Origin of the sequence: Bradyrhizobium sp. (assembly GCF_019242285.1) — a bacterium.
Classification (GTDB): domain Bacteria; phylum Pseudomonadota; class Alphaproteobacteria; order Rhizobiales; family Xanthobacteraceae; genus Bradyrhizobium.
In genome coordinates this window covers 1-23,033 of the sequence record NZ_JAFAVV010000428.1, presented here as the reverse complement: position 1 = coordinate 23,033, position 23,033 = coordinate 1, and the positions used below count along the sequence as shown (strand labels likewise).

27 protein-coding genes and 1 tRNA gene are annotated in these 23,033 nt (G+C 64.8%); 19 read left to right on the top strand and 9 right to left on the bottom strand.

Annotation, left to right across the window (positions count from 1 at the left end; genetic code table 11):
* From JOY90_RS16705 to JOY90_RS16695, 3 genes are all read left to right on the top strand, one after another.
* Window positions 1-228: phosphatase PAP2 family protein (locus tag JOY90_RS16705; RefSeq protein WP_291692221.1), on the top strand; the 228-nt coding region annotated here is incomplete at its 5' end.
* 78 nt (window positions 229-306) lie between these two features.
* Window positions 307-1,092, top strand: coding sequence for a glycosyltransferase family 2 protein (locus JOY90_RS16700; RefSeq protein WP_291692220.1), 786 nt, complete (start codon window positions 307-309; stop codon window positions 1,090-1,092).
* The gene (locus JOY90_RS16695) at window positions 1,092-1,430 is read left to right on the top strand and encodes a lipid-A-disaccharide synthase N-terminal domain-containing protein (protein ID WP_291692219.1); all 339 of its coding nucleotides are present in this window, start codon (window positions 1,092-1,094) and stop codon (window positions 1,428-1,430) included. The genes JOY90_RS16700 and JOY90_RS16695 overlap by 1 nt, the downstream gene beginning before the upstream one ends.
* Before the next feature lie 42 nt (window positions 1,431-1,472).
* On the opposite strand, the gene JOY90_RS16690 is transcribed toward JOY90_RS16695, so the two are convergent.
* Window positions 1,473-1,874 carry a nuclear transport factor 2 family protein gene (locus tag JOY90_RS16690; protein ID WP_291692218.1) on the bottom strand — a complete coding sequence of 134 codons (402 nt, stop codon included), beginning with the start codon at window positions 1,872-1,874 and terminating at the stop codon, window positions 1,473-1,475.
* 208 nt (window positions 1,875-2,082) lie between these two features.
* Between JOY90_RS16690 and JOY90_RS16685 the strand changes: the two genes are divergently transcribed.
* The gene (locus JOY90_RS16685; RefSeq protein WP_291692222.1) at window positions 2,083-3,075 is read left to right on the top strand and encodes a GlxA family transcriptional regulator; all 993 of its coding nucleotides are present in this window, start codon (window positions 2,083-2,085) and stop codon (window positions 3,073-3,075) included.
* On the opposite strand, the gene JOY90_RS16680 is transcribed toward JOY90_RS16685, so the two are convergent.
* On the bottom strand, window positions 3,051-3,881 hold the full coding sequence (locus tag JOY90_RS16680; protein ID WP_291692217.1) for an AraC family transcriptional regulator: 831 nt from the start codon (window positions 3,879-3,881) through the stop codon (window positions 3,051-3,053). The genes JOY90_RS16685 and JOY90_RS16680 overlap by 25 nt on opposite strands.
* A gap of 128 nt (window positions 3,882-4,009) precedes the next feature.
* Between JOY90_RS16680 and JOY90_RS16675 the strand changes: the two genes are divergently transcribed.
* The 5 genes from JOY90_RS16675 (at window position 4,010) to JOY90_RS16655 (ending at window position 9,973) form a co-directional block, all read left to right on the top strand.
* The gene (locus JOY90_RS16675; RefSeq protein ID WP_291692216.1) at window positions 4,010-4,984 is read left to right on the top strand and encodes a threonine dehydratase; all 975 of its coding nucleotides are present in this window, start codon (window positions 4,010-4,012) and stop codon (window positions 4,982-4,984) included.
* 416 nt (window positions 4,985-5,400) lie between these two features.
* Complete coding sequence (locus tag JOY90_RS16670) at window positions 5,401-6,414, top strand: amino acid ABC transporter substrate-binding protein (RefSeq protein ID WP_291692215.1); 1,014 nt, start codon at window positions 5,401-5,403, stop codon at window positions 6,412-6,414.
* Window positions 6,415-6,436: 22 nt separating this feature from the next.
* The gene (locus JOY90_RS16665) at window positions 6,437-7,642 is read left to right on the top strand and encodes an ABC transporter permease subunit (RefSeq protein WP_291692214.1); all 1,206 of its coding nucleotides are present in this window, start codon (window positions 6,437-6,439) and stop codon (window positions 7,640-7,642) included.
* A gap of 54 nt (window positions 7,643-7,696) precedes the next feature.
* The gene (locus JOY90_RS16660; protein WP_291692213.1) at window positions 7,697-9,220 is read left to right on the top strand and encodes an amino acid ABC transporter permease; all 1,524 of its coding nucleotides are present in this window, start codon (window positions 7,697-7,699) and stop codon (window positions 9,218-9,220) included.
* A 12-nt stretch (window positions 9,221-9,232) separates the two neighbouring features.
* Window positions 9,233-9,973 carry an amino acid ABC transporter ATP-binding protein gene (locus JOY90_RS16655; protein ID WP_291692212.1) on the top strand — a complete coding sequence of 247 codons (741 nt, stop codon included), beginning with the start codon at window positions 9,233-9,235 and terminating at the stop codon, window positions 9,971-9,973.
* 159 nt (window positions 9,974-10,132) lie between these two features.
* On the opposite strand, the gene JOY90_RS16650 is transcribed toward JOY90_RS16655, so the two are convergent.
* Together JOY90_RS16650 and JOY90_RS16645 are read right to left on the bottom strand one after the other, a co-directional pair.
* On the bottom strand, window positions 10,133-11,167 hold the full coding sequence (locus JOY90_RS16650; protein WP_291692211.1) for a cysteine synthase A: 1,035 nt from the start codon (window positions 11,165-11,167) through the stop codon (window positions 10,133-10,135).
* A 64-nt stretch (window positions 11,168-11,231) separates the two neighbouring features.
* Window positions 11,232-12,461: a cyclopropane-fatty-acyl-phospholipid synthase family protein gene (locus tag JOY90_RS16645; RefSeq protein ID WP_291692210.1), complete on the bottom strand. Its 1,230-nt coding sequence runs from the start codon at window positions 12,459-12,461 to the stop codon at window positions 11,232-11,234.
* A gap of 237 nt (window positions 12,462-12,698) precedes the next feature.
* Between JOY90_RS16645 and JOY90_RS16640 the strand changes: the two genes are divergently transcribed.
* The 4 genes from JOY90_RS16640 to JOY90_RS16625 all read left to right on the top strand — a co-directional run bounded on the left by JOY90_RS16640 (window position 12,699) and on the right by JOY90_RS16625 (window position 14,840).
* The gene (locus JOY90_RS16640; protein WP_291692209.1) at window positions 12,699-13,412 is read left to right on the top strand and encodes a tRNA-uridine aminocarboxypropyltransferase; all 714 of its coding nucleotides are present in this window, start codon (window positions 12,699-12,701) and stop codon (window positions 13,410-13,412) included.
* 221 nt (window positions 13,413-13,633) lie between these two features.
* Window positions 13,634-13,894, top strand: a complete 261-nt coding sequence (locus tag JOY90_RS16635) for a hypothetical protein (RefSeq protein ID WP_291692208.1) — start codon at window positions 13,634-13,636, stop codon at window positions 13,892-13,894.
* Window positions 13,895-14,096: 202 nt separating this feature from the next.
* A tRNA-Cys gene (locus JOY90_RS16630) sits at window positions 14,097-14,170 on the top strand.
* A 469-nt stretch (window positions 14,171-14,639) separates the two neighbouring features.
* Window positions 14,640-14,840 carry a hypothetical protein gene (locus JOY90_RS16625; protein WP_291692207.1) on the top strand — a complete coding sequence of 67 codons (201 nt, stop codon included), beginning with the start codon at window positions 14,640-14,642 and terminating at the stop codon, window positions 14,838-14,840.
* A gap of 70 nt (window positions 14,841-14,910) precedes the next feature.
* Here JOY90_RS16625 and JOY90_RS16620 read toward each other — a convergent pair whose 3' ends face one another.
* Window positions 14,911-15,093, bottom strand: a complete 183-nt coding sequence (locus JOY90_RS16620; protein WP_291692206.1) for a hypothetical protein — start codon at window positions 15,091-15,093, stop codon at window positions 14,911-14,913.
* 255 nt (window positions 15,094-15,348) lie between these two features.
* Here JOY90_RS16620 and JOY90_RS16615 point away from each other — a divergent pair, with 255 nt between their 5' ends.
* Window positions 15,349-15,618 carry a hypothetical protein gene (locus JOY90_RS16615; protein WP_291692205.1) on the top strand — a complete coding sequence of 90 codons (270 nt, stop codon included), beginning with the start codon at window positions 15,349-15,351 and terminating at the stop codon, window positions 15,616-15,618.
* A gap of 104 nt (window positions 15,619-15,722) precedes the next feature.
* Here JOY90_RS16615 and JOY90_RS16610 read toward each other — a convergent pair whose 3' ends face one another.
* Both JOY90_RS16610 and JOY90_RS16605 read right to left on the bottom strand, forming a co-directional pair.
* Window positions 15,723-16,127, bottom strand: coding sequence for a response regulator (locus JOY90_RS16610; RefSeq protein WP_291692204.1), 405 nt, complete (start codon window positions 16,125-16,127; stop codon window positions 15,723-15,725).
* Window positions 16,124-16,564 carry a response regulator gene (locus tag JOY90_RS16605; protein ID WP_291692203.1) on the bottom strand — a complete coding sequence of 147 codons (441 nt, stop codon included), beginning with the start codon at window positions 16,562-16,564 and terminating at the stop codon, window positions 16,124-16,126. Before JOY90_RS16605 ends, JOY90_RS16610 begins: the two co-directional genes overlap by 4 nt.
* Before the next feature lie 284 nt (window positions 16,565-16,848).
* Between JOY90_RS16605 and JOY90_RS16600 the strand changes: the two genes are divergently transcribed.
* From JOY90_RS16600 to JOY90_RS16590, 3 genes are read left to right on the top strand one after another with little or no spacing between them, the layout of a single operon-like run.
* Entirely contained in the window at window positions 16,849-18,462 is a 1,614-nt protein-coding gene (locus JOY90_RS16600) for a PAS domain S-box protein (RefSeq protein ID WP_291692202.1), read from the top strand.
* Window positions 18,459-18,947, top strand: a complete 489-nt coding sequence (locus tag JOY90_RS16595) for a response regulator (protein WP_291692201.1) — start codon at window positions 18,459-18,461, stop codon at window positions 18,945-18,947. The genes JOY90_RS16600 and JOY90_RS16595 overlap by 4 nt, the downstream gene beginning before the upstream one ends.
* A gap of 46 nt (window positions 18,948-18,993) precedes the next feature.
* Window positions 18,994-20,859, top strand: coding sequence for a response regulator (locus tag JOY90_RS16590; RefSeq protein WP_291692200.1), 1,866 nt, complete (start codon window positions 18,994-18,996; stop codon window positions 20,857-20,859).
* Between the two features lie 9 nt (window positions 20,860-20,868).
* Here JOY90_RS16590 and JOY90_RS16585 read toward each other — a convergent pair whose 3' ends face one another.
* A complete protein-coding gene (locus JOY90_RS16585; RefSeq protein ID WP_291692199.1) occupies window positions 20,869-21,159 on the bottom strand; it encodes a septal ring lytic transglycosylase RlpA family protein in 291 nt (96 codons plus the stop codon).
* Between the two features lie 150 nt (window positions 21,160-21,309).
* The gene (locus JOY90_RS16580) at window positions 21,310-21,549 is read right to left on the bottom strand and encodes a hypothetical protein (protein WP_291692198.1); all 240 of its coding nucleotides are present in this window, start codon (window positions 21,547-21,549) and stop codon (window positions 21,310-21,312) included.
* A gap of 501 nt (window positions 21,550-22,050) precedes the next feature.
* Between JOY90_RS16580 and JOY90_RS16575 the strand changes: the two genes are divergently transcribed.
* Window positions 22,051-22,242: a hypothetical protein gene (locus JOY90_RS16575; protein ID WP_291692197.1), complete on the top strand. Its 192-nt coding sequence runs from the start codon at window positions 22,051-22,053 to the stop codon at window positions 22,240-22,242.
* A gap of 124 nt (window positions 22,243-22,366) precedes the next feature.
* Window positions 22,367-22,657 (top strand): GlsB/YeaQ/YmgE family stress response membrane protein, encoded by a 291-nt coding sequence (locus JOY90_RS16570; protein ID WP_291692196.1) that lies wholly within the window; start codon window positions 22,367-22,369, stop codon window positions 22,655-22,657.
* The last annotated feature ends 376 nt before the right edge of the window (window positions 22,658-23,033 follow it).

The following is a 23,033-nucleotide window of genomic DNA, read 5'->3' as shown; positions in this document are numbered from 1 at the left end:
GCGCTCGCCTTCGCCGTCGGTGCGGTCTGGCCGCGCATGCGGATCGCGATGGCGCTGTATGCGCTCGCGATCGGCGCCAGCCGGCTGGTGCTGCTCGCGCATCATCCGAGCGACGTCGTCGCGGGCGGCCTGATCGGCGTGCTCGGTGCGATGGCCGTCCGGTACTGGTTCGCCGTGCGGCAGCTTGGTTTTGTCATCGATGACGCCGGCAAGATCGTCGCCCGTTGAAGCGGCTCAAAAGGGTTGCTCGTGCTGCCGCCGGCCCATAAGAAGCGGGCGCCGCACCTTGCGGCCGACCATTTGCGCATGAGCGTTGATTTGCCTGCTGATCCATCCGTCGCGGCTTCGATCGTGGTTCCCGTCCGGAACGAGGCGGAGAACATCGCGCCGCTGATCGAGGAGATTTCCGCCGCGCTGGATGGCCGCTGGGCCTACGAGATCATCTACGTCAATGACGGCTCGACGGATGCCACCGGCGAACGCCTGGCCAGTGCCATGAAGCAGCGTGCCAATCTGCGCCAGCTTCGCCATGCCGCATCGACCGGCCAGTCGGCCGCGGTTCGCAGCGGCGTGCGCGCCGCGCGCGGCACCATTGTCGCCACCCTCGACGGCGACGGGCAGAACGATCCGGCCTTCCTGCCGGACCTGATCGCCGCGCTCGAGCAGGGCGGCGAACGCACCGGGCTTGCCGCCGGACAGCGGGTCGGACGCCAGGACACCGGCTTCAAGAAATTCCAGTCGCGCGCCGCCAATGCCATCCGCAAGGCGATCCTGCATGACGGCACCCGCGACACCGGCTGCGGCCTGAAGGCGTTCCGGCGCGAGGTGTTCCTGATGATGCCCTATTTCGACGGGCTGCACCGTTTCCTGCCGGCGCTGATGCGCCGCGAAGGCTACGACATCGCCTATGTCGACGTGGTCGACCGGCCGCGGCGCTCCGGCGTGTCCAACTACGGCTTCTTCGACCGGCTCTGGATCGGGATCATGGACCTGTTCGGCGTCTGGTGGCTGATCCGGCGCAAGAAGCCGACGCCCGAGGTTACTGAAGTGACCGAGGTCGCTGAGGTGACCGATGTGACCGAGGTGAGGTGATGCTGATTCAATACGCGCAGGCGCTCGGTGGCTATTTCTACGATATTTTCATCACCAAGTTCGATCTCTGGCTGGCGTTCGGCCTGATCGCGCAGCTCGCCTTCGGCGCGCGCTTCCTGGTGCAGTGGATCGCGAGTGAGCGCGCGGGAAAGAGCGTGGTGCCGCTGGCGTTCTGGTTCCTCTCGATCGCCGGCGGGCTGATGACCTTGCTCTACGGCCTCGTCAAGCGCGAGCCGGTCATCATCATCGGGCAATTGCTGTCGAACATCATCTATGTGCGCAACCTCATGCTGATCTTCAGGCATCGCGGCAAGCCATCGGCAGCGCTGGACGGCTGACGACATGGAATCAGCCCGCCTTCCGGCGGGCCGAGGTTTCAATCAAAACGCAACGGGGCCGACCGCGCCGATCCAGCGGCGGACCTTGGTCGGGTCCTTCTCGTCCATGTAGAAGAAGTGGGTCATCACCGGCTGCACCGGCTTCTTCGTCTTGTCGTCCGGGGTCATCGTCACGATGCCGCGGAATACCTTGAGCATGCCGCCGTCCCAATATTCGATGACGTCATGAAGGGCGGTGAAGCCAGTATCGATGAAGGCGCGCAGATTGTTGCGGATGGTCTCCCGCCCGTGCCAGTCGGCGACGCCGAGATTGCAGACCGCGTACTCGGCGAAGCAGTCGAAACCTTTGCCGAAGGTCTTGTCGTCGATCTCCTTCCAGAACGCCAACAGCCAGTCGGGCGCTGGCTTGCGGGTGAAGGTCAGGGTGTTTGCAGTGTCGCTCATGTTCCGTCTCCTCGATCGCGTGACGCCGACCGCACGCAGCGCGTGGATCGATCGGCGTCGATGGCATCCATCTAGTCGGGGTGCTGGCAGCGGGAGCGCCAATTCTCCGTCGTTTCCCGCCAAACGATCGCGGCATGCAGCCGGGCGGGGCGTCGCGTCGCTGGTTGGGATGGACAAGGGCAGGCTGGCCGGGCAGGGTCCGCGCGGCATGCCAAAACGCCCCCCTTTTCCGCCAACCGCACCCCGCATCATTGAGATGCTCGCGTTTCCGTCGGTGCAACTGCTCGACGTGACCGGGCCGGTTCAGGTGTTTGCGTCGGCGAATGATGTCGTCACGCAGGCCGGCGGCCCGGCTCCCTATGTCGTCAACGTCGTGGCGCAGGCTGGAGGCAATGTCACTGCCTCGGCGGGTGTGACGCTGGCGGCAGCGCCTCTGCCTTCCGTTGACAGGCCGCTCGATACGCTGATGGTTGCGGGCGGCGACGGGGTCCATGTGGCGGGCGCCGATCCCTTGCTCGTCGACTGGGTGAGCAGGCGCGCGCGGCACGCGCGGCGCGTCGCTTCGGTCTGCACCGGTGCTTTCCTGCTGGCCGCCGCAGGCGCGCTGGACGGCAAGCGCGCGGTGACCCACTGGTCGGTTTGCGCCGAGTTGGCGCGGCGGTTTCCCGCCTTGCGGGTCGAGTCCGATCCGATCTTCGTGCAGGATGGCTCGGTCTGGACGTCCGCGGGCGTGACCTCCGGCATCGATCTGGCGCTGGCGCTGATCGAACAGGACCTCGGCCGCTCGGTGGCGCTGGCGGTTGCGCGCTACCTCGTCGTCTTCCTCAAGCGTCCAGGCGGCCAGGCGCAATTCTCGACGGCCCTCTCGCTGCAGGTCGCAGACGATGAGTTCGGCGCGTTGCACCGCTGGATCAATGACCATCTGGCGGAGGAGATTTCACTGCCGGTGCTGGCCCGCGAGGCCGGGATGAGCGAGCGCAATTTCAGCCGCCGTTACGTGGAAGCGACCGGGCTGACGCCGCTGCGCGCGGTCGAGCGGCTGCGCATCGAGGCAGGGCGCCGGCTGCTCCTGGACACGCGCCTTTCGGTCAAGCAGGTCTCGCAGCGTTGCGGCTTCGGCTCGGAAGAAACGATGCGCCGCAGCTTCCTGCGATGGTTGAACGTCACGCCGCAGGATTATCGCGCCCGCTGGGGTGGTTGACCGCCACGCATTTCGCTTGGCGTGACGCCGAGCCTTTTACGAAATGTCGCCGTCATGTGCGCGTGCGAGGCGAAGCCGGATGCGAGCGCGATGGCGCCGAGGTCGGACTCCGTGCCCTGCAGCAGCGCCCGTGCCCGCGCGAGGCGGCGGTCGATGATGTGGTCGTGCGGCGACTTGCCGATCGCCGCCTTGAAGGCGCGCGCGAAGAAGCCGGCGGAGAGCCCCAGCGTTGCGGCGATTTGTTCCACTGTGAGCGCCATGTCGAGCCTCGCCTCGATCAGCTCGTCGACCAGCCGGAGCCGCCGTGGCGTCATCCAGGCGGCGGGAGTCGGCGAGGGATCGCCCGACACCGCCGCCGCCCGTTCCTTCAGAATGTGAACCAGCTGCTCGCAGATGAGCGCATCGCGCGCGGCGTCCGTCAGCAGCGCACGGCGCAGCGCATAGGCCACGTCGATCGCAGCGCGATCGATCCGGTCGCTGAAACGAGGCCATGGCTGTTCGCCGGGCTCGGGTCGGAGCGTGATCCTCAGATACTCGCCGCCGCTGTCCGATCGCGAGTAGACGTCGCAGCCCTCCGGCACATGGGCCAACCCGTTGGGCCTGGTGTGGAAGTCGACCCGGCGGTCGCTGCAGAAGGCATGAATCCCTGCCTGGTGATCGAAGGCGAAGCCGATGATAGGCGCCGCGGCGGTATAGGAGGCGCAATAGGATTGCCGCGACAGCAGCTCCGCGGACCAGGTACCGATCGTGAGCCGGCGCGCCGGCATCGACACGGGGGAAGGGAGGTTGGAAGGCGCTTCCGGCATGCCTGATCCTATCCGGGAAGATGAAGCGGTCACCTGATATCCGAGCGCAGCGGGCATTTTAGGTCGGATTCTTGAAAGCGGTGACCGGCCGTCCCTGCTATTCACCCCCCGGATCAACGGAGCCGACCATGCCGCTCTTCAGCCTCGACGAACTGGCCACTGCCACGGCCTGCGTGCGAACCCTGGTGCCGCCGACGCCGGCCTATGCCTGGCCGCTGCTCGCGCAGCGAGTCGGAGCGACCGTCATCGTCAAGCACGAGAACCACACGCCGACCGGCTCGTTCAAGGCCCGCGGCGGCCTGGTCTATGTCGACGCGCTGCGCCGCGCCGGCCGCCTGCCCAGGGGCTTTGTCACCGCGACGCGCGGCAATCACGGCCAGTCGGTGGCGATCGCCGCCATGCGCAACGGCCTGCCGGTCGCGATCGTGGTGCCCGAGGGCAATTCGAGCGAGAAGAACGCCGCGATGGCGGCGTTCGGCGGCGAGTTGATCACGGGCGGCAGGGATTTCGACGAAAGTCGGGTCGTTGCCGCCGGGATCCAGCAGGAGCGCGGCTATCATTTCGTGCCGTCCTTCCATCCCGAGCTGGTCAAGGGGGTAGCGACCTACGCGCACGAGTTGTTCGCGGACCATCCCGATCTCGACGTGGTCTACGTGCCGATCGGCATGGGCTCGGGAATCTGCGGCGTCATCACCGTCCGCGATCTGCTCGGGCTCAAGACCGAAGTGGTCGGCGTGGTCGCGGAGAACGCGCCGGCGTTCGCGCTGTCGTTCACGGCCGGCCGCCCGGTTCCGACCAGCTCGGCACGGACCTTTGCCGACGGGGTCGCCTGCCGGGAGCCGCCGGCGGAGGCGCTGGAGATCATCAGGCGGGGCGCGGCGCGGATCGTGCGGGTCACCGAGGAGGAGATCGCCGAGGCGATCCGCGTCACCTACACCACGACCCACAATCTCGCCGAGGGTGCGGGCGCAGCCCCGCTCGCGGCACTGATGAAGGAGCAGCCGCGCTACGCCGGCAAGCGCGCCGGCCTGATTCTGACCGGCGGCAACATCGACATGCCCGTGCTCGAACAGGTGCTGCGCGGCCAGACGCCCCAGGTTTGAATAGGCTCGTGCGCGGAGGTCGCACGCCGGCCGATACACATTGTCGCAGACCTGGAAATGGCCGCGGCCCCGCTCGCTGCGAGCCGGGCGATCGAGATCGGCACGAGCCTGCACGGGGCGAGATCCCGCCCGGCTTCAGGCATCGCAGCATACAGAACAGGCAGGCCAACCCCTTGACCCGGCGCCTCAGCCGTTCTGTGATGCGGCCGTGCTATTCCGTCGCGCCGCATGTTGAGGGGGCCTGCCGCGATCGCCGATCCAGCACTGACCGCCTGCCTCGCCTCTTTCGGGGGATGGTATTTGCGGCCGGGGATCTCTATAGGCAAGGCCCATTCGACATCGCCGCCACCAAGCCGCGAACGCTCGGGACTAACCTCGAAGACCAACCTCGAAGCCTGACCTCGAAAGGCCTTGCCATGAAATGCGTACCATTCGCTGTAACCCTTGCTCTTGCCGCCGGTCTGGCGTCTCAGGCCGCCCATGCCCAGACGCTCAAGACGGTCAAGGATCGGGGGATACTCTCCTGCGGCGTCAGCCCGGGCCTGCCGGGCTTCGCCACGCCGGACGACAAGGGCAACTGGACCGGTATCGACGTCGATGTCTGCCGCGGCATTGCAGCCGCGATCTTCGACGATCCGAGCAAGGTGAAGTTCGTGCCGCTGTCGGCCAAGGACCGCTTCACCGCGCTGCAGTCGGGCGAGATCGACGTGCTGTCGCGCAATACAACCTGGACGTTGTCCCGCGACACCCAGCTCGGCGAATTTACCGGCGTGACCTACTACGACGGCCAGGGTTTCCTGGTGAAGAAGTCGCTGAAGGTGAATTCCGCGCTGGAGCTGAACAGCGCCTCGGTCTGCGTGCAGACCGGCACCACGACCGAGCAAAACCTCGCCGACTACTTCAAGGGCAACAACATGAAGTATGAGGTGATCGCGTTCGCGGGCGCCGACGAGACGGTAAAGGCCTACGAGTCCGGTCGCTGCGACGTCTTCACTTCCGACGTCTCGCAGCTCTATGCCGAGCGGCTGAAGCTCGCCAATCCGGCCGATCACGTCGTGCTGCCGGAGGTGATTTCCAAGGAACCGCTGGGTCCGATGGTGCGCCACGGCGACGACCAGTGGTTCGGCATCGTGAAATGGGTCTTGTTTGCGATGGTCAATGCCGAGGAGCTCGGGGTTACCCAGAAGAACGCCGATGAGATGGCCAAGTCGGACAAGCCCGACCTGAAACGCGCCTTCGGCACCGACGGCAATCTCGGCGAGCAGCTCGGGCTGACCAAGGACTGGTTCGGCCGGATCGTCAAGGCGGTCGGAAATTACGGCGAGGCCTATGAGCGCAATGTCGGCATCGGCTCCAAGCTGCAGATCGCCCGCGGGCTGAACCGGCTCTGGAACAAGGGCGGAATCCAGTACGCGCCGCCGATGCGCTGATCTCGCGGAAGCGGCCGCGGCGATGAGCAGCGAAACACGGGCACCACCACCGCAATATGTGTTCCGGCTGAAGCGGGCGCTTGGCGGCCGCTCCGGCTGGAACGGCGTGGCGGTGCAGGCGGCGTTCGCGGTCGTGCTGATCTGGGTTGGCTACGAGATCGTGGGCAATGCCCGCGCCAATCTCGCGGTCCAGCACATCTCGTCTGGCTTCGGCTTCCTGAACAACACCGCGGGTTTTGACGTCAGTCAGACCCTCATTCCGTATTCGGGATCCGACACCTACATCCGCGTGTTCCTGGTCGGGCTGCTCAACACGCTGCTGGTGTCGGTGATCGGCATCATCTTCGCGACCATGATCGGCTTCATCGTCGCGCTGGGGCGGCTTTCTCCGAACTGGCTGATGTCACGGATCGCGGGCGCATATGTCGAAGCCGTGCGCAACGTGCCGCTGCTGTTCCAGATGCTGTTCTGGTACCTCGCGGTGCTCGGGGCCTTGCCGGGCCCGCGCCAGAGCATTTCGCTGTTCAACAGCTTCTTCCTGAGCAACCGTGGCCTGATCATTCCGCGGCCGATCGTGGAGGCCGGCCTGCTGCCGGTCTCGCTCGCGATCCTGGGCGGAATCATCGGCTCGCTGCTGCTCGGCCACTACGCCCGCCGGCAATTGTTCGAGCAGGGCAGGGCGATCCGGACCTGGCCCTATGTGCTTGGCCTGTTGTTCGGCCTGCCGGTCGTGGCCGCGCTGGTGTTCGGTGCTCCCGTCAGCTTCGAGGTCCCGGTGCTCAAGGGATTCAACTTCGCCGGCGGGACGCGGGTGATTCCGGAATTCGTCGCGCTGGAGGTGGCGCTGTCGATCTATACCGCCGCCTTCATCGCCGAGATCGTCCGCGCCGGCATTCTGTCCGTGCACAGGGGGCAGACCGAAGCCGGCCTGTCGCTCGGGCTGTCGCGGGGAATGGTGCTGCGCATGATCGTGGTGCCGCAGGCGCTCCGCGTGATCCTGCCGCCGCTCACCAACCAGTATCTCAACCTGACCAAGAACTCGTCGCTGGCGGTGGCGATCGGCTATCCCGACCTCGTCTCGGTGTTCGCAGGAACGACGCTGAGCCAGACCGGACAGGCGATCGAGATCATCGCCATCACGATGGGTGTCTATCTCCTGCTGTCGCTCGTCACCAGTGCGGGCATGAGCCTTTACGGATTGCGGCTCAACCGGAGTCTTGGCACATGAGTTTTTGGCACACGAGTTTTTGGCACATGAATTCTGGCACGTGAGTTTTGTCGCATGAGCGATCTCGCCACCTCCGCCGTCATTCGCGAGGACACCTTCGTCCGCAAGGAGCTGGTGGCCGAACGCGCGGCGCCGGTCAAGACCACGGGTATTGTCGGCTTTCTACGCACGCGCTTGCTGAATTCCCCGACCAACATCATCCTGACCATCCTGGGCCTGCTGTTGATCTGGTTCACCGTCGTGCCCGCACTCCGTTTCGCGCTGATCGACGCAGTGTGGTCGGGCAGCGATCGCAATGCCTGCCTCGAGGAGAACGTCGGGCGTCCCGTCGGCGCGTGCTGGCCGTACATCGCCGCGAAGTTCGACCAGTTCATCTATGGTTTCTATCCGGAACCGGAGCGCTGGCGGGTCAACCTCACCTACCTCCTGGCCGCGCTGCTGCTGTTGCCGCTGCTGATTCCGCGGCTGCCGGCCAAGGGGCTCAATGCGGGGCTGTTCTTCGTTGCGTTTCCGGTCGTGGCGTTCTTCCTGCTGCATGGCGGCGGCCTGGGCGGGTTCGGCGTGAGCTGGGCCGCCAGCTTCCTGTCGGCGTTCGCGGATGGTCTGATCGGCGGCGGCAATTCGCTCATGGCGACGGCAAACCCGCTGCTGTGGCTGCTCGGCAAGCTTGCCGCGCTGCTGGGCCAGGCGCTTGCGTTGGTGATCTGGCCGCTCACGGCCGTGCGGGACGCCATACGGGCCTCCGGGGAGCCGGTGTGGATCGACCTCGCAGTCACCGCCATCGTGGTCCTGGCGCTGACCCTCTGGCTCGCGGGCGGTCTTCGTAACGGCTGGCGTCGCCTGCTGACGGTGCTGGCGACGTTCATCGGCACCGCGCTGGTGATCGGCGTGCTGGGGCTCGATCGCGGCGGATTGAGGATCGTCGATACCAGGCTCTGGGGCGGCCTGTTGGTGACACTGGTGATTTCCGTGACCGGGATCGTGGCCTCGTTGCCGATCGGCATCGCGCTGGCGCTCGGGCGCCGCTCGACCATCCCGCTGATCCGGGTCTTCTCCATCGCCTTCATCGAGTTCTGGCGCGGCGTGCCGCTGATCACGGTGCTGTTCTTCGCGACCTACATGCTGCCTTTGTTCCTGCCCGGCAACTTCACGGTGGATGGGCTGGTGCGCGCGCTGATCGGCGTGGCGCTGTTCGCCGGCGCCTATCAGGCCGAGGTCGTCCGCGGTGGCCTGCAGGCGCTGCCGCGCGGACAGAGCGAGGCCGCCAATGCGCTCGGGCTGTCCTGGTGGAAGACCACCGCGCTCGTGGTGCTGCCGCAGGCGCTGCGCCACGTCATTCCGGGCCTCGTCAACAGCTTCATCGCGCTGTTCAAGGATACCTCGCTGGTGACGATCGTCGCGCTGTTCGACCTGCTCGGCCAGCTCCGCGCGTCGTTCGCCGATCCGAACTGGGCGACGCCGACCACCCTGTTCACCGGCTTCGCCTTCACCGGCATGATCTATTTCGCATTCTGCTTCAGCATGTCACGCTATTCACTCTTCGTCGAACATCGCCTCAACCCGCATCAGCGCCATTGAGCACGGACTCCTATGACCGATCTCTCCATTGTCAGCATTTCCGGCCTCAACAAATGGTACGGTGATTTTCACGTGCTGCGCGACATCGATCTCGCCGTCGGCCGGGGTGAACGCATCGTGATCTGCGGGCCGTCCGGCTCCGGCAAGTCGACCCTGATCCGCTGCATCAATGCGCTCGAGGAATTCCAGGAGGGAGCGATCACCGTCGACGGCATCGAGCTCGGCCCGAACCTGCGGCGGGTCGACGAGGTTCGGCGCGAGGTCGGCATGGTGTTCCAGAGCTTCAATCTGTTTCCGCACCTGACTGTCCTGGAGAACTGCACGCTGGCGCCGATCTGGGTGCGCAACATCCCGCAGAAGGACGCGGAGGCGACCGCGATGAAGTATCTGGAGCGGGTCAAGATCCCGCACCAGGCGAGCAAATATCCCGGCCAGATGTCCGGCGGCCAGCAGCAGCGCGTCGCGATCGCGCGCGCGCTCACCATGAGCCCGAAGGTGATGCTGTTCGACGAGCCGACCTCGGCGCTCGACCCGGAAATGGTCAAGGAGGTGCTCGACACCATGGTCGACCTCGCCAGGGAGGGCATGACCATGCTGGTCGTCACCCACGAGATGGGATTCGCGCGGGAAGTCGCCAACCGCGTGGTGTTCATGGACGCCGGCCAGATCATCGAGCAGAACACGCCGGCGGAGTTCTTCGCGCACCCGCAGCATGCGCGCAGCAAGCTGTTCTTGAGCCAGATCTTGCGGTGATGTCGTAGCTGTAGTCGCAGGGTGGGCTAAGCGAAGCGTGCCCACCCTCTATCAACAGCGTCGCTCTGAATGGTGGGCACGGCGCTTCCGCCTTCGCTCTTCGAGCTTCGGCGGAGGCGGTCGCGCCTTAGCCCACCCAGCGCATCTACGCATCGTGGCTCACACGAGCGGCACGTCGATGTTGGGGCGCTTCTCCAGCCATTCCGGCACCGGCAGCTTCTTGCCGCGCATGAACTCGGGATTGAACAGCTTCGACTGGTAGCGGTTGCCGGAGTCGCAGAGAATGGTGACGATGGTCTTGCCCGGCCCGAGCTGTTTTGCAAGCTGGATGGCGCCCGCGACGTTGATGCCGGTCGAGCCGCCGAGGCACAGGCCTTCGTGTTCCAATAGCTCATAGATCACGGTCACGGCTTCCGCGTCCGAGATCAGGAAGGCGTCATCGACATCAGCGGTCTCGATCACCGGCGTGACGCGGCCGAGGCCGATGCCTTCGGTGATCGAGTCGCCCGGCGTCGACTTGGCCCTGCCATGCTTGAACAGCTCGTACATCGCAAAGCCGTGCGGATCGGCACAGGCGATCGTGACGTTCCTGTTCTTTTGCTTGAGATAGCGGCTGGTGCCGGCGAGCGTGCCGCCGGTGCCGACCGAGCAGATGAAGCCGTCGATCCTGCCCTCGGTCTGCTGCCAGATCTCCGGGCCGGTGGAGTCGTAATGCGCCTTGGCGTTGTCGAGGTTGTTCCACTGATCGGCGAACAGCACGCCATTGGGCTCGGTCTTGCGCAGCCGCTCGGCGAGCCTTCGGCCGACATGCTGATAGTTGTTCGGATCGGAATAGGGCTTGGCCGGCACCTCGATCAGCTCGGCGCCGCATAGCCGCAGCATGTCCTTCTTTTCCTGGCTCTGCGTCTCCGGGATCAGGATCAATGTGCGATAGCCGCGGGCGCTGGCGACGACCGCAAGGCCGATGCCGGTGTTGCCGGCGGTCGCTTCCACCACGAGCCCGCCGGGCTTCAGCTCGCCGCGCTTCTCGGCTTCCAGGATCATCCACTTGCCGGCGCGGTCCTTCACCGACTGGCCGGGATTCATGAACTCGGCCTTGCCGAGGATGGTGCAGCCGGTCAGTTCCGAAGCGCGCTTGAGCTTGATCAGGGGCGTATGGCCGATGGCTTCGACGACGTCTTTGTTGAAGGTCATGTCAGGCTTGCCGGGGTTGCTCAAATATCCGGCAAACTTAATGGCGCCATCGAGGTGGCACAAGTCAACGCCGCTTTGCGAACACCACCTGGCGAACGTCGATGTTTCCGGAGAGAAATCCCGCTTCGCAATACGACAGGTAATACTCCCATAACCGCCGGAACCGGTCGTCGAATCCGAGCGGCCGCAGGTTCGGCCACGCCGCGCGGAAATTGCTTCGCCAGGTCGCGAGCGTCTTGGCATAATCTTGCCCGAAAATGCGCTCGCGAATGACGGGAATTCCGAAGCGCTCGCCGAGCGACTTCAGGACCTGCGGCGAAGGCAGCATGCCGCCGGGGAACACGTAGCGCTGGATGAAATCGACCTCGCGCCGATAATGCTGGAACATGCTGTCCTGAATGGTGATGGCCTGGATGCCGGCAAGCCCGCCCGGCTTGAGCCGATCCCGCAACTGCGAAAAGTATTTCGGCCAGAACTGCTCGCCGACCGCCTCGATCATCTCGATCGAGGCGATGCGGTCGTAGTGGTCGCGCTCGTCGCGGTAATCCTGCAGCCTGATCTCGACCTGCTCGCTGAGGCCGGCCTGCTGCATGCGCTTCTGAGCGAAATCGCGCTGCTCATGGCTGATGGTGAGACCGACCACCTTGGTGCCGAAGGTCTTGGCGACGTATTCGGCGAAGCCGCCCCAGCCGCAGCCGATCTCGAGCAGCCGCTGGCCGGGTTCCAGGTTGATGGCTTCCGCGAGCCGGCGGTACTTGTTGCTCTGCGCGGCGGCGAGGTCCGGCGTGTGCTCCTCGTACAGGGCCGAGGAATAGGTCATGGTTGGATCGAGCCAGGCGGAGTAGAAGGCGTTGCCGATGTCGTAATGCGCATGGATGTTGCGCCGCGCCTGCCGCCTGGTGTTGCGGTTGAACCAGTGCCGGACCAGTTGCAGGAAACGCGCCAGCGGCTTGTCGCCGAGCATCGAATGCAGCAGCTCGTAGTTGACGCAGAACAAATACAGGAACTGGGTCAGGTCCGGCGTGTCCCACTCGCCGCTGAGATAGGCCTCGGCGATGCCGATATCGCCGCTATGAATGAGCCGCGCCGCGAAGCCGTAGGAATGCAGCCGCATCGCGGCCGCGGGCCCCGGCTCCAGCCCGCCGACGCGGATCACCCGGCCGTCGAGCAGGGCGATGTCGAGCGTGCCCCGCCTGAGCTTGGAGGCGAAGCCGAGCGCCAGCCGCGCCATCCGTGGCAGGTCGGCGAGCACCGTTTCGATATTGGCAGGCGTTACCGAAATCACGTCCGGCATGGTACTTCCATCAACGCTACGGCCCCAGTCCCTGCGCCCATGTGAAGGGCAAATCGGCCCTTCACGGGGACCCGGGCGCGCCCCGTCTGCGATCAGCGCAGCCCCATTTAAGCGCGGGTTTTCCGGCTAGCCAAGCCGGTACTTGTGGATGTCTGCGCCTGCGGCAAGGGGGCGCGGCCCCGGTCCCGCCGGAGCCGTTGTTGATGCGCCGTGACGGAGGGCCTATAGCCGGCCGCGATGACCGAACCATCCGAGAGCGCGAGCGAGGCCGAGGCGGCCGAATGCCCACGGTGCCGGAAGCCCGAGGCGCTGTGCGTCTGCGACGGCGTTGCCAGGATCGAAAGCCGGCTGCAGCTTTTGATCCTGCAGCATCCGCAGGAACAGGACATGGCGCTCGGCACGGCGCGGCTCCTGGCCATGCATTTCGAGGCGGCCGTGCTCAGGATCGGCCTGTCCTGGCCGAGCCTCGCCAAGGCGCTCGGCCGGCCGGTCGATGATCCTTCGCGCTGGGCGGTGCTCTATCTCGGCTCGGCGAAGGCCGCCGATCTCGCCCCCGACGCGGAGATCCTGGCGCTGAACCGCAAGGGCGAGCTCGCCGAGCGCCAGCGCGCCATCCTCGATGCGATCGAAGGCGTGGTGCTGCTCGACGGCAGCTGGAGCCAGGCCAAGGCGCTGTGGTGGCGCAATCCCTGGATGCTGAAATGCCAGCGCGTCATTCTCGGTCCGAAGCAGCCGTCGCGCTATGGTGCGTTGCGCCGGGAGCCACGGCGCGACGGGCTCTCGACCATCGAGGCGGCGGCCATGCTGATCGCGGCGATCGAGAAGCGGCCGGACGTCGCCGCGACCTTGAACGCGAGCTTCGCGCGGATGCTGCAGCGCTACCGCGACGTCATGCCGGCGCGGCCGAGGCCGGGAGCGGGGCGCGATTTTCGCCGTCGTAGGGGGGCGTGATGCCGCTCGATCATCGGGAACGATCGCCGGTCTCGCGCGTTTCCTTGTATCAGCCCCGAAGATACGACTGTCACCGTGACCCCGGCGTGTCCCCGCGCGGGGCCATTCGTCGTGGTGCGATGCTACTTGTTCCCTGCTGAAACATCGCAATCAGGCCATGGCGATGCGGAACTTGGGCGCGCATCTCGCATTCTTCTCACTCAACGATGCTGGAGGAGAGAATGAAAAAGTACCTGCTTGCTGCCGCGATGGTGGGCGCGCTCGTCGCCCCGGCCCTGGCTGATGATGTCGGCGTCCGTGTCGGTCCGGTCGGCGCCGGCGTGACGGTCGGCGAGTCCCACCGCGACTATTATCGCGACCGCGACCACGATCGCACCACGGTCATCAAGGAGCGCGAGCCGCGCGATCGCACCACGGTGATCAAGAAGGAAGACGAGTTCGGCAATCGCAGCAAGACCGTCATCCATCACGACGACGACTAGCTAGGTCGAACAGCTCGTCTGGTCAGAAGCCCCGGCCATGCGCCGGGGCTTTTGTCGTGAGTGGCGACCCGGCTCCCGTGACCACACTGGCCGATGTGCCGCGCGGCAAGCGCGCCGAAAGGGAAGCGGGAGAAGTTTTCGAATGCGAAGGCGGGGTGGTTGCCTAAACCCTTGATCGCCTGTATTGAACCGGCCTCGACGGGGCCACGTGGCGGAGTGGTTACGCAGCGGTCTGCAAAACCGTTTACACCAGTTCAATTCTGGTCGTGGCCTCCAATAAATCAATAGCTTAGACGAAAAACCTCTCTAGGCGCAATTCTCGTCAGCGGAACGTCAGTTTCCCGCCAAGGCCTCGTATGCCGGAACCGACCACGATCGCAGTCGCCATCGTGGCGCTGAAACGCACGTTCGATGCCCTTCGTTCGGCTTAGGGCTTGCTGAAGGATGCGAAGGAGCCCGTGCCGCCCGGCGACGAGAGGGAGCCGCGATTTCGCAGGCCCTGGTGACAAGTCCGGCTCGAAGATCGCCGAAGCGGACGTGGCGAGAGCGATCGGCCGAGACGTTCCTGAAAAACGACGGTGTTCGTGCGTCCGCCTATTGACTCCCGCCGTGGCTGCGCTTGGATGCGCCCCGGGTCAAGGGGTTCATCATCGATGCGTAATCTCGGAATCGCGGTGCCAGGCGCCGCGCTCGGCGGCTGTGCGTCATCGGCATCTGACGTCGCGCCAGTCTGAGAAGTCCTTCTATGTTGGCGTTCGTTGTTGCTCTCATCGTGTTCGGTTTGACGCAGACACTGAGCGTTCTCGTGCTGTTCAGGTACGGCATGAGCGATAATCAATCACTCCCGCCAAGCACAGCAGCCAATACAACGTTCAATGTCGGAACGCTGATCGCAATCGCGATCGCCGCATCACATTGGCTGCCGTTTGGATGGTGGTGGTGGTGATGCGCTGGCAATCACCGCTCACGCGGCTCCGCGACCGGGTCTGAGCGCCGCTTCATTGGAAAAGCCCGCCTCAGCAGGCGGCATTCCAGCCCGCCGGAAATGGAAGCAGCGGCCAAGCGACCGAATTGTCATTGGCTGCCTTGGGCCGTGCGGTCGAGATATGCAGATAGGCCGCCATGAAGTCCTCCCCGGGGACGGGCGCAATGGCCGCTTGCACGGCATCCAGCAATCGATCGAACTCTGCTTCACTCACCCGACGTCCTCCGCGATCAAGCGGGACGACGGTCGCAAACAAGGCTTGGTTCCAAATTGACCGATTCGCTCGCATTTTACCGATCGCGGCGGCTGCAATCCGGATAGTTACTGGATGCTTTGAACATATTGAGAGCCTAGGCGCCTCCTGCGGCAGGAAAGTGTGAGAAAAATCACATTTTTGGGGTAACTTCTTGCCTAAGCCCTGAGGACGCCAGACCGCACGCGCTGCTGCGGCATAGCAGGGAGCCCCCTCATGAAATCGAAATTTCAGCGGTTCTCGACATCGGGGCGGATCGTCGGCCGAGTTTCCCTGCTCGGATTTCTCCTCGGCTTCATGGCGACCGGTGCGGCGCATGCCCAATATCAGGGAACTGCCGAGCAGCGCAGGGCCTGTACGCCGGACGTCTACCGGCTCTGCGCCGGCGAGATCCCCAACGTCCGGGCCATCACCGCCTGCCTGCAGCGGCAGAAGAGCAGCCTGAGCCCGGCGTGTCGCGCGGCGATGGACCAGAACGGTTACTGATTCGCTGCCGGGCAGGCTGTGTATTGCTGCGCAGCAAGATATTTCAACAACTGCAAATTCGGCTGTTTCCTGCCTGTGGATATGCTGCGGAGAAGCTGTGGACGTCAGGCGACCTTCTCGGCTGTCCGCCCCGTGGCAACGTCCCGCAATGGGGATGTGATTTTACCGATCAGGGCGAGCAGGTCCTTGGGTTTGAACGGCTTCGACAGCCGGTAAAGCCCTTCGATCCGCTCCAATGGTGCCTCGGAATTGGCTGGGCTGTCATCGCCCGACATCACCACGATCGGAACACCAGGCTTGATCGCCCGTGCGGCCTCGATGACCTTGAGGCCGTGGACCCTCGGCAGATTGAGGTCGGTCAGGATGGCCGCGAAGTGCTCGGTTGCGAGCAGATCAAGCGCGGCCTGTCCGTCGGAACAGGTAATGACGGTGTAGCCCTGGCGGGCCAGCAACAGCTTCACCACGCTGCACACGCCCGCCTCGTCGTCCGCTACCAGCACGGTGATCATGAGGCGGCTCCCAGAGAAACGGGCTCGGTATTGCGCAGAGGTTCCCGGCGCGGTGCGCCGATGTCGAACGCGCGGGCGATGGCCTTGAGCAGCTCCGCGGCCGAGAAGGGTTTCTGCAGCGCAGCCGCCGCACCCAGTCGCGTCGCCATGCCGAGGAAATCGGGGGCACCCTGCCGGCGATCCGTGAAGGCGCAGCCGGACATGGCGATGAACGGCAGGTTCGGATTGAGCCCGACCAGTTCGCGGAGGGTCGCAATCCCATCCACGCCGGGCATGAACATGTCGATGATCACGGCATCGAAGCCGAGCGAGGAGATGAGCTGAAGTCCGGTCCGTCCATTGGGCGCCATTGCCACGTCGAAGCTCTTCCTGGTCAACAGGGCCTGCAATGCCAGACGTGTGGAATGGTCGTCGTCGATGACCAGGATTCGAGGCATGGGCCACCCGAGGTTCAGTTGAACTGAAGCACTTGGAAACGCCATCCATTACCGACCGCGCGAATCAACGCCGCTGATGAATTTTGAGGGAATCCGATCATGCCTGCTATCGGGAGTTTTACGGGAAGCGATTCACAATCAAATAGATAGGTCGGGCCGACCGCCAAAATGCACGGCGGCGTGCAGAATCCGCTTCTCATGCAGGCTAGAGTTGAATCTCGCGACTGCTGGTCTGATTCGTCGTCGCGAGCCGGCGGACAGAACGTACCTACGTGGGGGTTCCGATGACGGACAAGGCCGCTTTCAGCAGGGCAGGTGAGGAAACATCGGGCCGGCCGGCAAGCGAGGGCCTGCCGATCGCGGCGCTGAGCCACCGCGCCGGCGACCGTTCCAGGCCGCCGCGCCTGGAGAGTCTCCTGCAAAGCGGTCTTGTGCAAAGCGGATTTAGCGAGGACCGGCTCTATGCCGCCGTGGTGCAATCGGTCAGCGATCCCATTGTCACCAAGACGCTCGACGGTCGGATCACCGGCTGGAATCGCGCCGCCGAGCGGTTGTTTGGGTTCACCGCGGAAGAAGCCATCGGCCAGTCGATCGGCATCATCGTGCCCGTGGGGTTTCAGGAGGAGATCGACCGCATCCTGGAGCGCAGTGCACGAGGGGAGAGCATCGATCATTACGAGACGGTCCGCTGCACCAAGGACGGCCGGCTGCTGGACGTCTGGCTCAGCATCTCGCCGATCAGAGCGCCCTCGGGCGAGATCATCGGCGCGGCCAAGATCGTGCGCGACATCACCGAGCAGCGCTTCGCCGAGCGGAAATTCCAGCTCGCCGTGGAGGCGTGTCCGAGCGGCATCCTCATGATCGACGCCGCGGGGGCGATCGTGATGGTCAATGCGGAGCTGGAGCGGCAATTCGGCTATGACCGTTCCGAGCTGATCGGCAGCGGCGTCGACATGCTGCTGCCGCTGCGGTTGCGCGAGGCGCATGCGCGGCTCCGCCTGCAGTTCAGGGACAAACCGTCCGTCCGCGCCATGGGCGCCGGTCGCGATCTGTTCGGCCGCCGCAAGGATGGCAGTGAGTTTCCGGTCGAGATCGGCCTCAATCCGACCTCAGCGCTGAACGGCGCGATGGTGCTGGCGACCGTCGTCGACATCACGGCGCGCAAGGAGGCGGAGAAGGCCGTCGAGGCGCAGAACGAGCAGTTGCGGCGCTCGAACGCCGAGCTCGAGCAGTTCGCCTATGTTGCCTCCCACGACCTCCAGGAGCCCTTGCGGATGGTGGCGAGCTTCACCCAGCTCCTGGAGGACCGCTATGGCGACAAGCTCGACGACAAGGCGAGCACGTATATCGGCTACGCCGTCGAGGGCGCCCGCCGAATGCAGAACCTGGTCCGCGATCTCCTCGCCTATTCGCGCGTCACCTCCGCGGAGAAGAGCCTGAAGCCGGTCGACAGCGCCGCGGTCGTGGCTGCCGTGCTGCAGCGGCTCGGCGCCCTGATCAGGGAGAACGGCGCCAAGGTGAACGTGCATTCCGCTCCGCTCGTCATGAGCGACGAGCTCGAGCTCGGGCAGGTGTTCCAGAACCTGATCGGCAATGCCGTCAAGTTCCGCGCGCCGGATCGCGCGCCGGCCATCGAGATCAGTGCGGAGCGGCAGAACGGCATGTGGCAGTTCTCAGTCGCAGACAACGGCATCGGCATCGATGAAAGGTTCAGCGATCGCATTTTCCAGATGTTTCAGCGCCTGCACGAGCGTGGCAAATACGAAGGCAGCGGCATCGGGCTCGCCATCGCCAAGAAAATCGTCGAACGTCATGGAGGCAAGATATGGTTTGTCTCGGTATTGGGGCAGGGCACGACGTTTCATTTCACGCTGCCGGCCAAGGGTCAGCCTCAATGATCGGTTTGCCCGCGGAGAACGCCAGGCAACGCATTCTGCTGATCGAGGACAATCCGGCGGACGCCGATCTGACCCAGGTCGCGTTCGAGACCATCGGCGGCACGCCGGCGGAGATCGACGTGCTGGCCAATGGCGAGGAGGCGATCGATTATCTGTCCCGGCACGGGATCTATCACAACGCGGTGCCGCCACACCTCGTGCTGCTCGACCTCAATCTGCCGCGTGTCGGCGGCCTGGAGGTGCTCGCGGCGATCAAGTCGCTGGAAACAACCCGGCACATTCCAGTGGTCGTTCTGACCTCCTCGGAATCCTCCGAAGACATCGTCAGATCGTACCAGCTCGGCGCCAATTGCTATCTGACCAAGCCGTTCGGGCTCGGCGCCTATCGGGAGATGGCCCGCCGTCTCTACGAGTTCTGGCTCGAACTCGTCAAGCTGCCGCCAGGCGGTGACGACAGGCGGGAGACCGGGCCGGCGATGCAGTGAGGCGCCTATGGGATACTATGCGGGGACATTCGGCCAGGGACGCGGGATGATGCCGAAGGATCTGACCCATCGGCTGCTCGTGGTCGAGGACAATCCCGGCGATGCGTTGCTGGTCAGCGAGGCGCTGACCGAGATCACCAACTACCGGCTGTCGGTCGACGAGGTCACGAGCCTGAAGCAGGCGTCGGCGGCGCTGAAGGCGGATGCCTTTGACGGCATCATCCTCGACCTGACGCTGCCGGATTCCACCGGCATCGAGACGCTGAGTCAGGTGCGCGCCATCTCGAACGGCGAGCCGATCATCGTATTGACCGGGCTCGACGCCGGCAGCGGATTGCGGGAGGAGGCCGAGCAGCTCGGCGCGTTCGAATTCGTCAGCAAGAACGAGATGTCCCAGCTGCTGCCGCGCAGCGTGCACTGGACGCTGCGGCACAAGCGCGACGCGGTCCAGCACCGTCAGTTCGAGCGGCTGGTGACCGCGATCCCCGACGCGATCATCGTCACGGACCGCGCCGGCATCATCAGTTTCGTCAACGCCGCCGCCTTCGACCTGTTCGGCAGGCGGGGCGATGACCTGATCGGCGGTCCACTGGGCTTCACGGTCAGGCCGGGCGAGGTGTCCGAAACCGAGATCGTGCGTGACCACGAGCGCCGCTCCTGCGAGGTGCGCGTCGTCGAATGCGAATGGAACAGCGTGCCGGCGTACCTCGTGCTCGTTCGCGACATGACCGAGCAGAAACGGCTCAGCGAGCAATTGCAGCACGCCCAGAAGATGGAAGCGGTCGGGCTGATGGCCGGCGGCGTCGCGCACGACTTCAACAACCTGCTGCTGGTCATGCTGGTCTATGCCGAGATGATGCGCGACGATTGCGCCGCCGAGGATCCGAAGCGAGCCGATGTCATCGAGATATTGCATTCGATCGACCGCGCCCGCGCGCTCACCGGGCAGTTGCTGGCGTTCTCGCGCAAGCAGCCGACCTTGCCGACCGTCCTCAATCTGAGCGAGGTGGTCGCCGGCATGCACTCGATGCTCAGACGGACGTTGCCGGCGAGCATCGAGATTGTCACCCTCGCCGACAACGAGGCTTGGCCGGTCATGGCCGACAGGGGCCAGATCGAGCAGGTGCTGATGAATCTCGCCGTCAACGCGCGCGATGCGTTGAAAGGCGGCGGCCGCTTTGCGATCGAGATCGAAAACGAGGCGCTGGCGCGCACCGATCATGGATTGACGCCGGGCGACTATGTCGTCATGCGCGTCGCGGACAACGGCTCGGGAATATCGCCGGAGCATCTCGACCGCATCTTCGACCCGTTCTTCACCACCAAGGAGCGGGGCAGGGGAACGGGCCTTGGGCTCGCGACCTGCTACGGCATCGTCGCGCAGGCCGGCGGAAGGCTCTCGGTCGAGAGCACGCTCGGCGTGGGCACCAGCTTCCTCATCCAGTTGCCGCGCACGCGACGACAGGTCGGGACGCAGGTCGATGCTGAGACGGAAATGGAGGGACCGGGGGGCAACGAGACCATCCTGGTCGTCGAGGACGACCATGCGGTGATGCGTGCCACCACCGCGACCCTGAAGAAGGGCGGCTACAGGCTGCTCAGCGCTGCCAATGGCGACGAGGCGCGCCGGCTCGTGGAGCGGCAGAGCGATCACATCGATCTCGTGCTGAGCGACGTGGTGATGCCGCAACTCGGCGGACCGGAGTTCGCCGAGTTCCTGACACAGACCCGTCCCGGCGTGCCCGTGGTCTTCATGACCGGCTATTCCGACTGTCCGATCGCCAGCGAGAACGGCGACATCCGCATCGCCAACCGTCGCGCCATCATGAAACCGTTCCGGCCCGCGGAGCTGCTCTCGGTGATCCGCGAGGCGCTCGATGCCCGGCCGCAGGCTGTCGTTGCACGGAGTTGAACCCGGAGCCTATTCGATCGAGACCAGCACCACGCCCGCGCTCATCATGCCGAGCGCGCGGGCCGCGCTGATGGAGATGTCGATCACCCGGCCGCGGATGAATGGCCCCCGGTCATTGACGCGGCACTTGATGGAGTGCCCGTGGTAGGTGACGGTCACCATGCTGCCGAACGGACGGCTGCGGTGAGCGCAGGTCATCTCGCCACGAAGGCCGTGGCCGCCATAGTAGGAAGCAAGACCGCTCTCGGCATGGGCGTCGGCACAGGCCGCGGCCGCCACGGCGGTCAACAGAGAGAGCATGAAACGTCGCAACACGAGGGGACTCGCGATGATGATCCCCTGCACCCGCGCATCAAGTTCCCACGCCGGCAAAAGTTCCCGGCCTCATGCCGTTCGCTTCACCGGTTGACGCCGCTCGTTCGCATGCCCGAGTCGATGCCGTCCGAATGATCAAATCGCGTAGCTGGATCGCTCGGCCGCCTGTTTCAGGCCGGACCACTTGGCTTCCAGCGTGTTGATCGTGCCGGCGAGATTGTCCCGGCGAAGTCTCAGCGCCCGCGCCGTGGTCGGATAGGTCGGGTCCGAAACATCGCGGATTCTGGCGTTCTTCTCTTCGATCTGAAGATCGGTTTCGAGCAGTTGGAGCGAGCGCCGCAGATCGGTGATCAGCCGATCCAGCTTCGCGAGCATGGGTTCAGGTCCTGGATTCGAAGTCCCGATTTGGGATGGCAGTTGCATGCAGTTGCCTCAGGTTGGCACGGACACTCCCCGTGTCCCGTCGCTTTGGCAGGCATGGAGCAAGGCCGATGCCAGGAGATGCCAAGCCTAGGCCCAGCGCACACGACCCGCGACGATCGATCGTCGCCCGCGAACTTCCCCGTGAATTTCAGGGGTTATCGCGCCGTCGCGGCTCCTACCGCGGCGCATCATGATCCGTAGTGCGATACCGTATCGCGGCCCGCGCCGGCTGTCGTCGACTGGATATCTCTCGGGCGCCGGGCTGCGCATTGTGTGCACGTGCAGCTAATTGGCTCGTATCAGGCGTCCGTTCAACCAGAGGGCTGCCAGTCCGCTTGTTTGCCCGTTCGGTCCCACGTAGTTTCTCGCCGCGGATTGAAGTTTCCGAGTGCGTGTTTCAAGTCCCTGCACATACCCGTGGCAGAGGGTGCGAGTTTCTCGAACGTCTTTTGAATGAAAAAGATAGTTTTGGACGCCAAGCATTGGCGTGAACGTGCGAAGGATGCGGTGGCCAAGGCCGAGAGAACCTGGAATCCGCGCACCAGGGAAAAGCTTCTCCGGGCGGCGGCGCAGTACGAAGAGATCGCACGGCGCCTTGAGGAAGAGGGTTCCGATCCGCCGGAAGAACCCGAGAACGGCGATTGATCGGGCGCATCCCATGCTCGCTTTGATCGGCGTCATGGACCGCTCCACGAGCGGAGGCCCACCCAGGGAACAAAAGCAAATCACGAGAGTTGGCTGGCCACTGTTCGAGAGGGAGTAGTAGGCCATGCACCTGTCCAATCAGAGTCTGCTGATCATTCTCGTCGTCGGCATCATCGCCGGATGGTTGGCCGGGCGCGTCATGGAGGGCGGCGGCTTCGGATTGATCGGCGATCTGCTCGTCGGGCTGATCGGTGCGTTCATCGGAGACTGGCTGCTGCCGAGGCTCGGCATTCACTTCGGCGTCGGCATCGTGGCCCTCATCCTGAACGCGTTCATCGGCGCCGTCGTCCTGCTGCTGATCCTGCGTCTGCTCAACGGCGGTTTCGGCTACCGGCGCCGCTGGAGCGGCTGGTAGTCGGCGTTTCGCATCGTGCCGGCCGTCGCAGGGAATGTTTCATGCTCGGTCTGGGCGGCGGTCCGGATCGAGTGTCTTGTCCGGAGGACGGCAAGTGATTGCCGGGATCGCTTTCCGCTTCACTCATGGAGCCGCGCGGGTCTTTCACGAGCGAGCGACTGATTCGCCCGAACGGGCGGGATGAGCGCAGATGAGCAGCCGTCGCCGTTCGACGGGCCCGGAATCCGGCGGAACGACATGCGCGAAAAAGCAAGTTCGTGAGGCGCGTCAAGACGGTCGCGCGGTCCGGCGCGCCCGGCCCGGAAATCGCTATTTCTTTTTTTCGGAAATGTGTCTGTACACGCCCGTCCCGTGGCAGATGAGACCGACGTGAAGA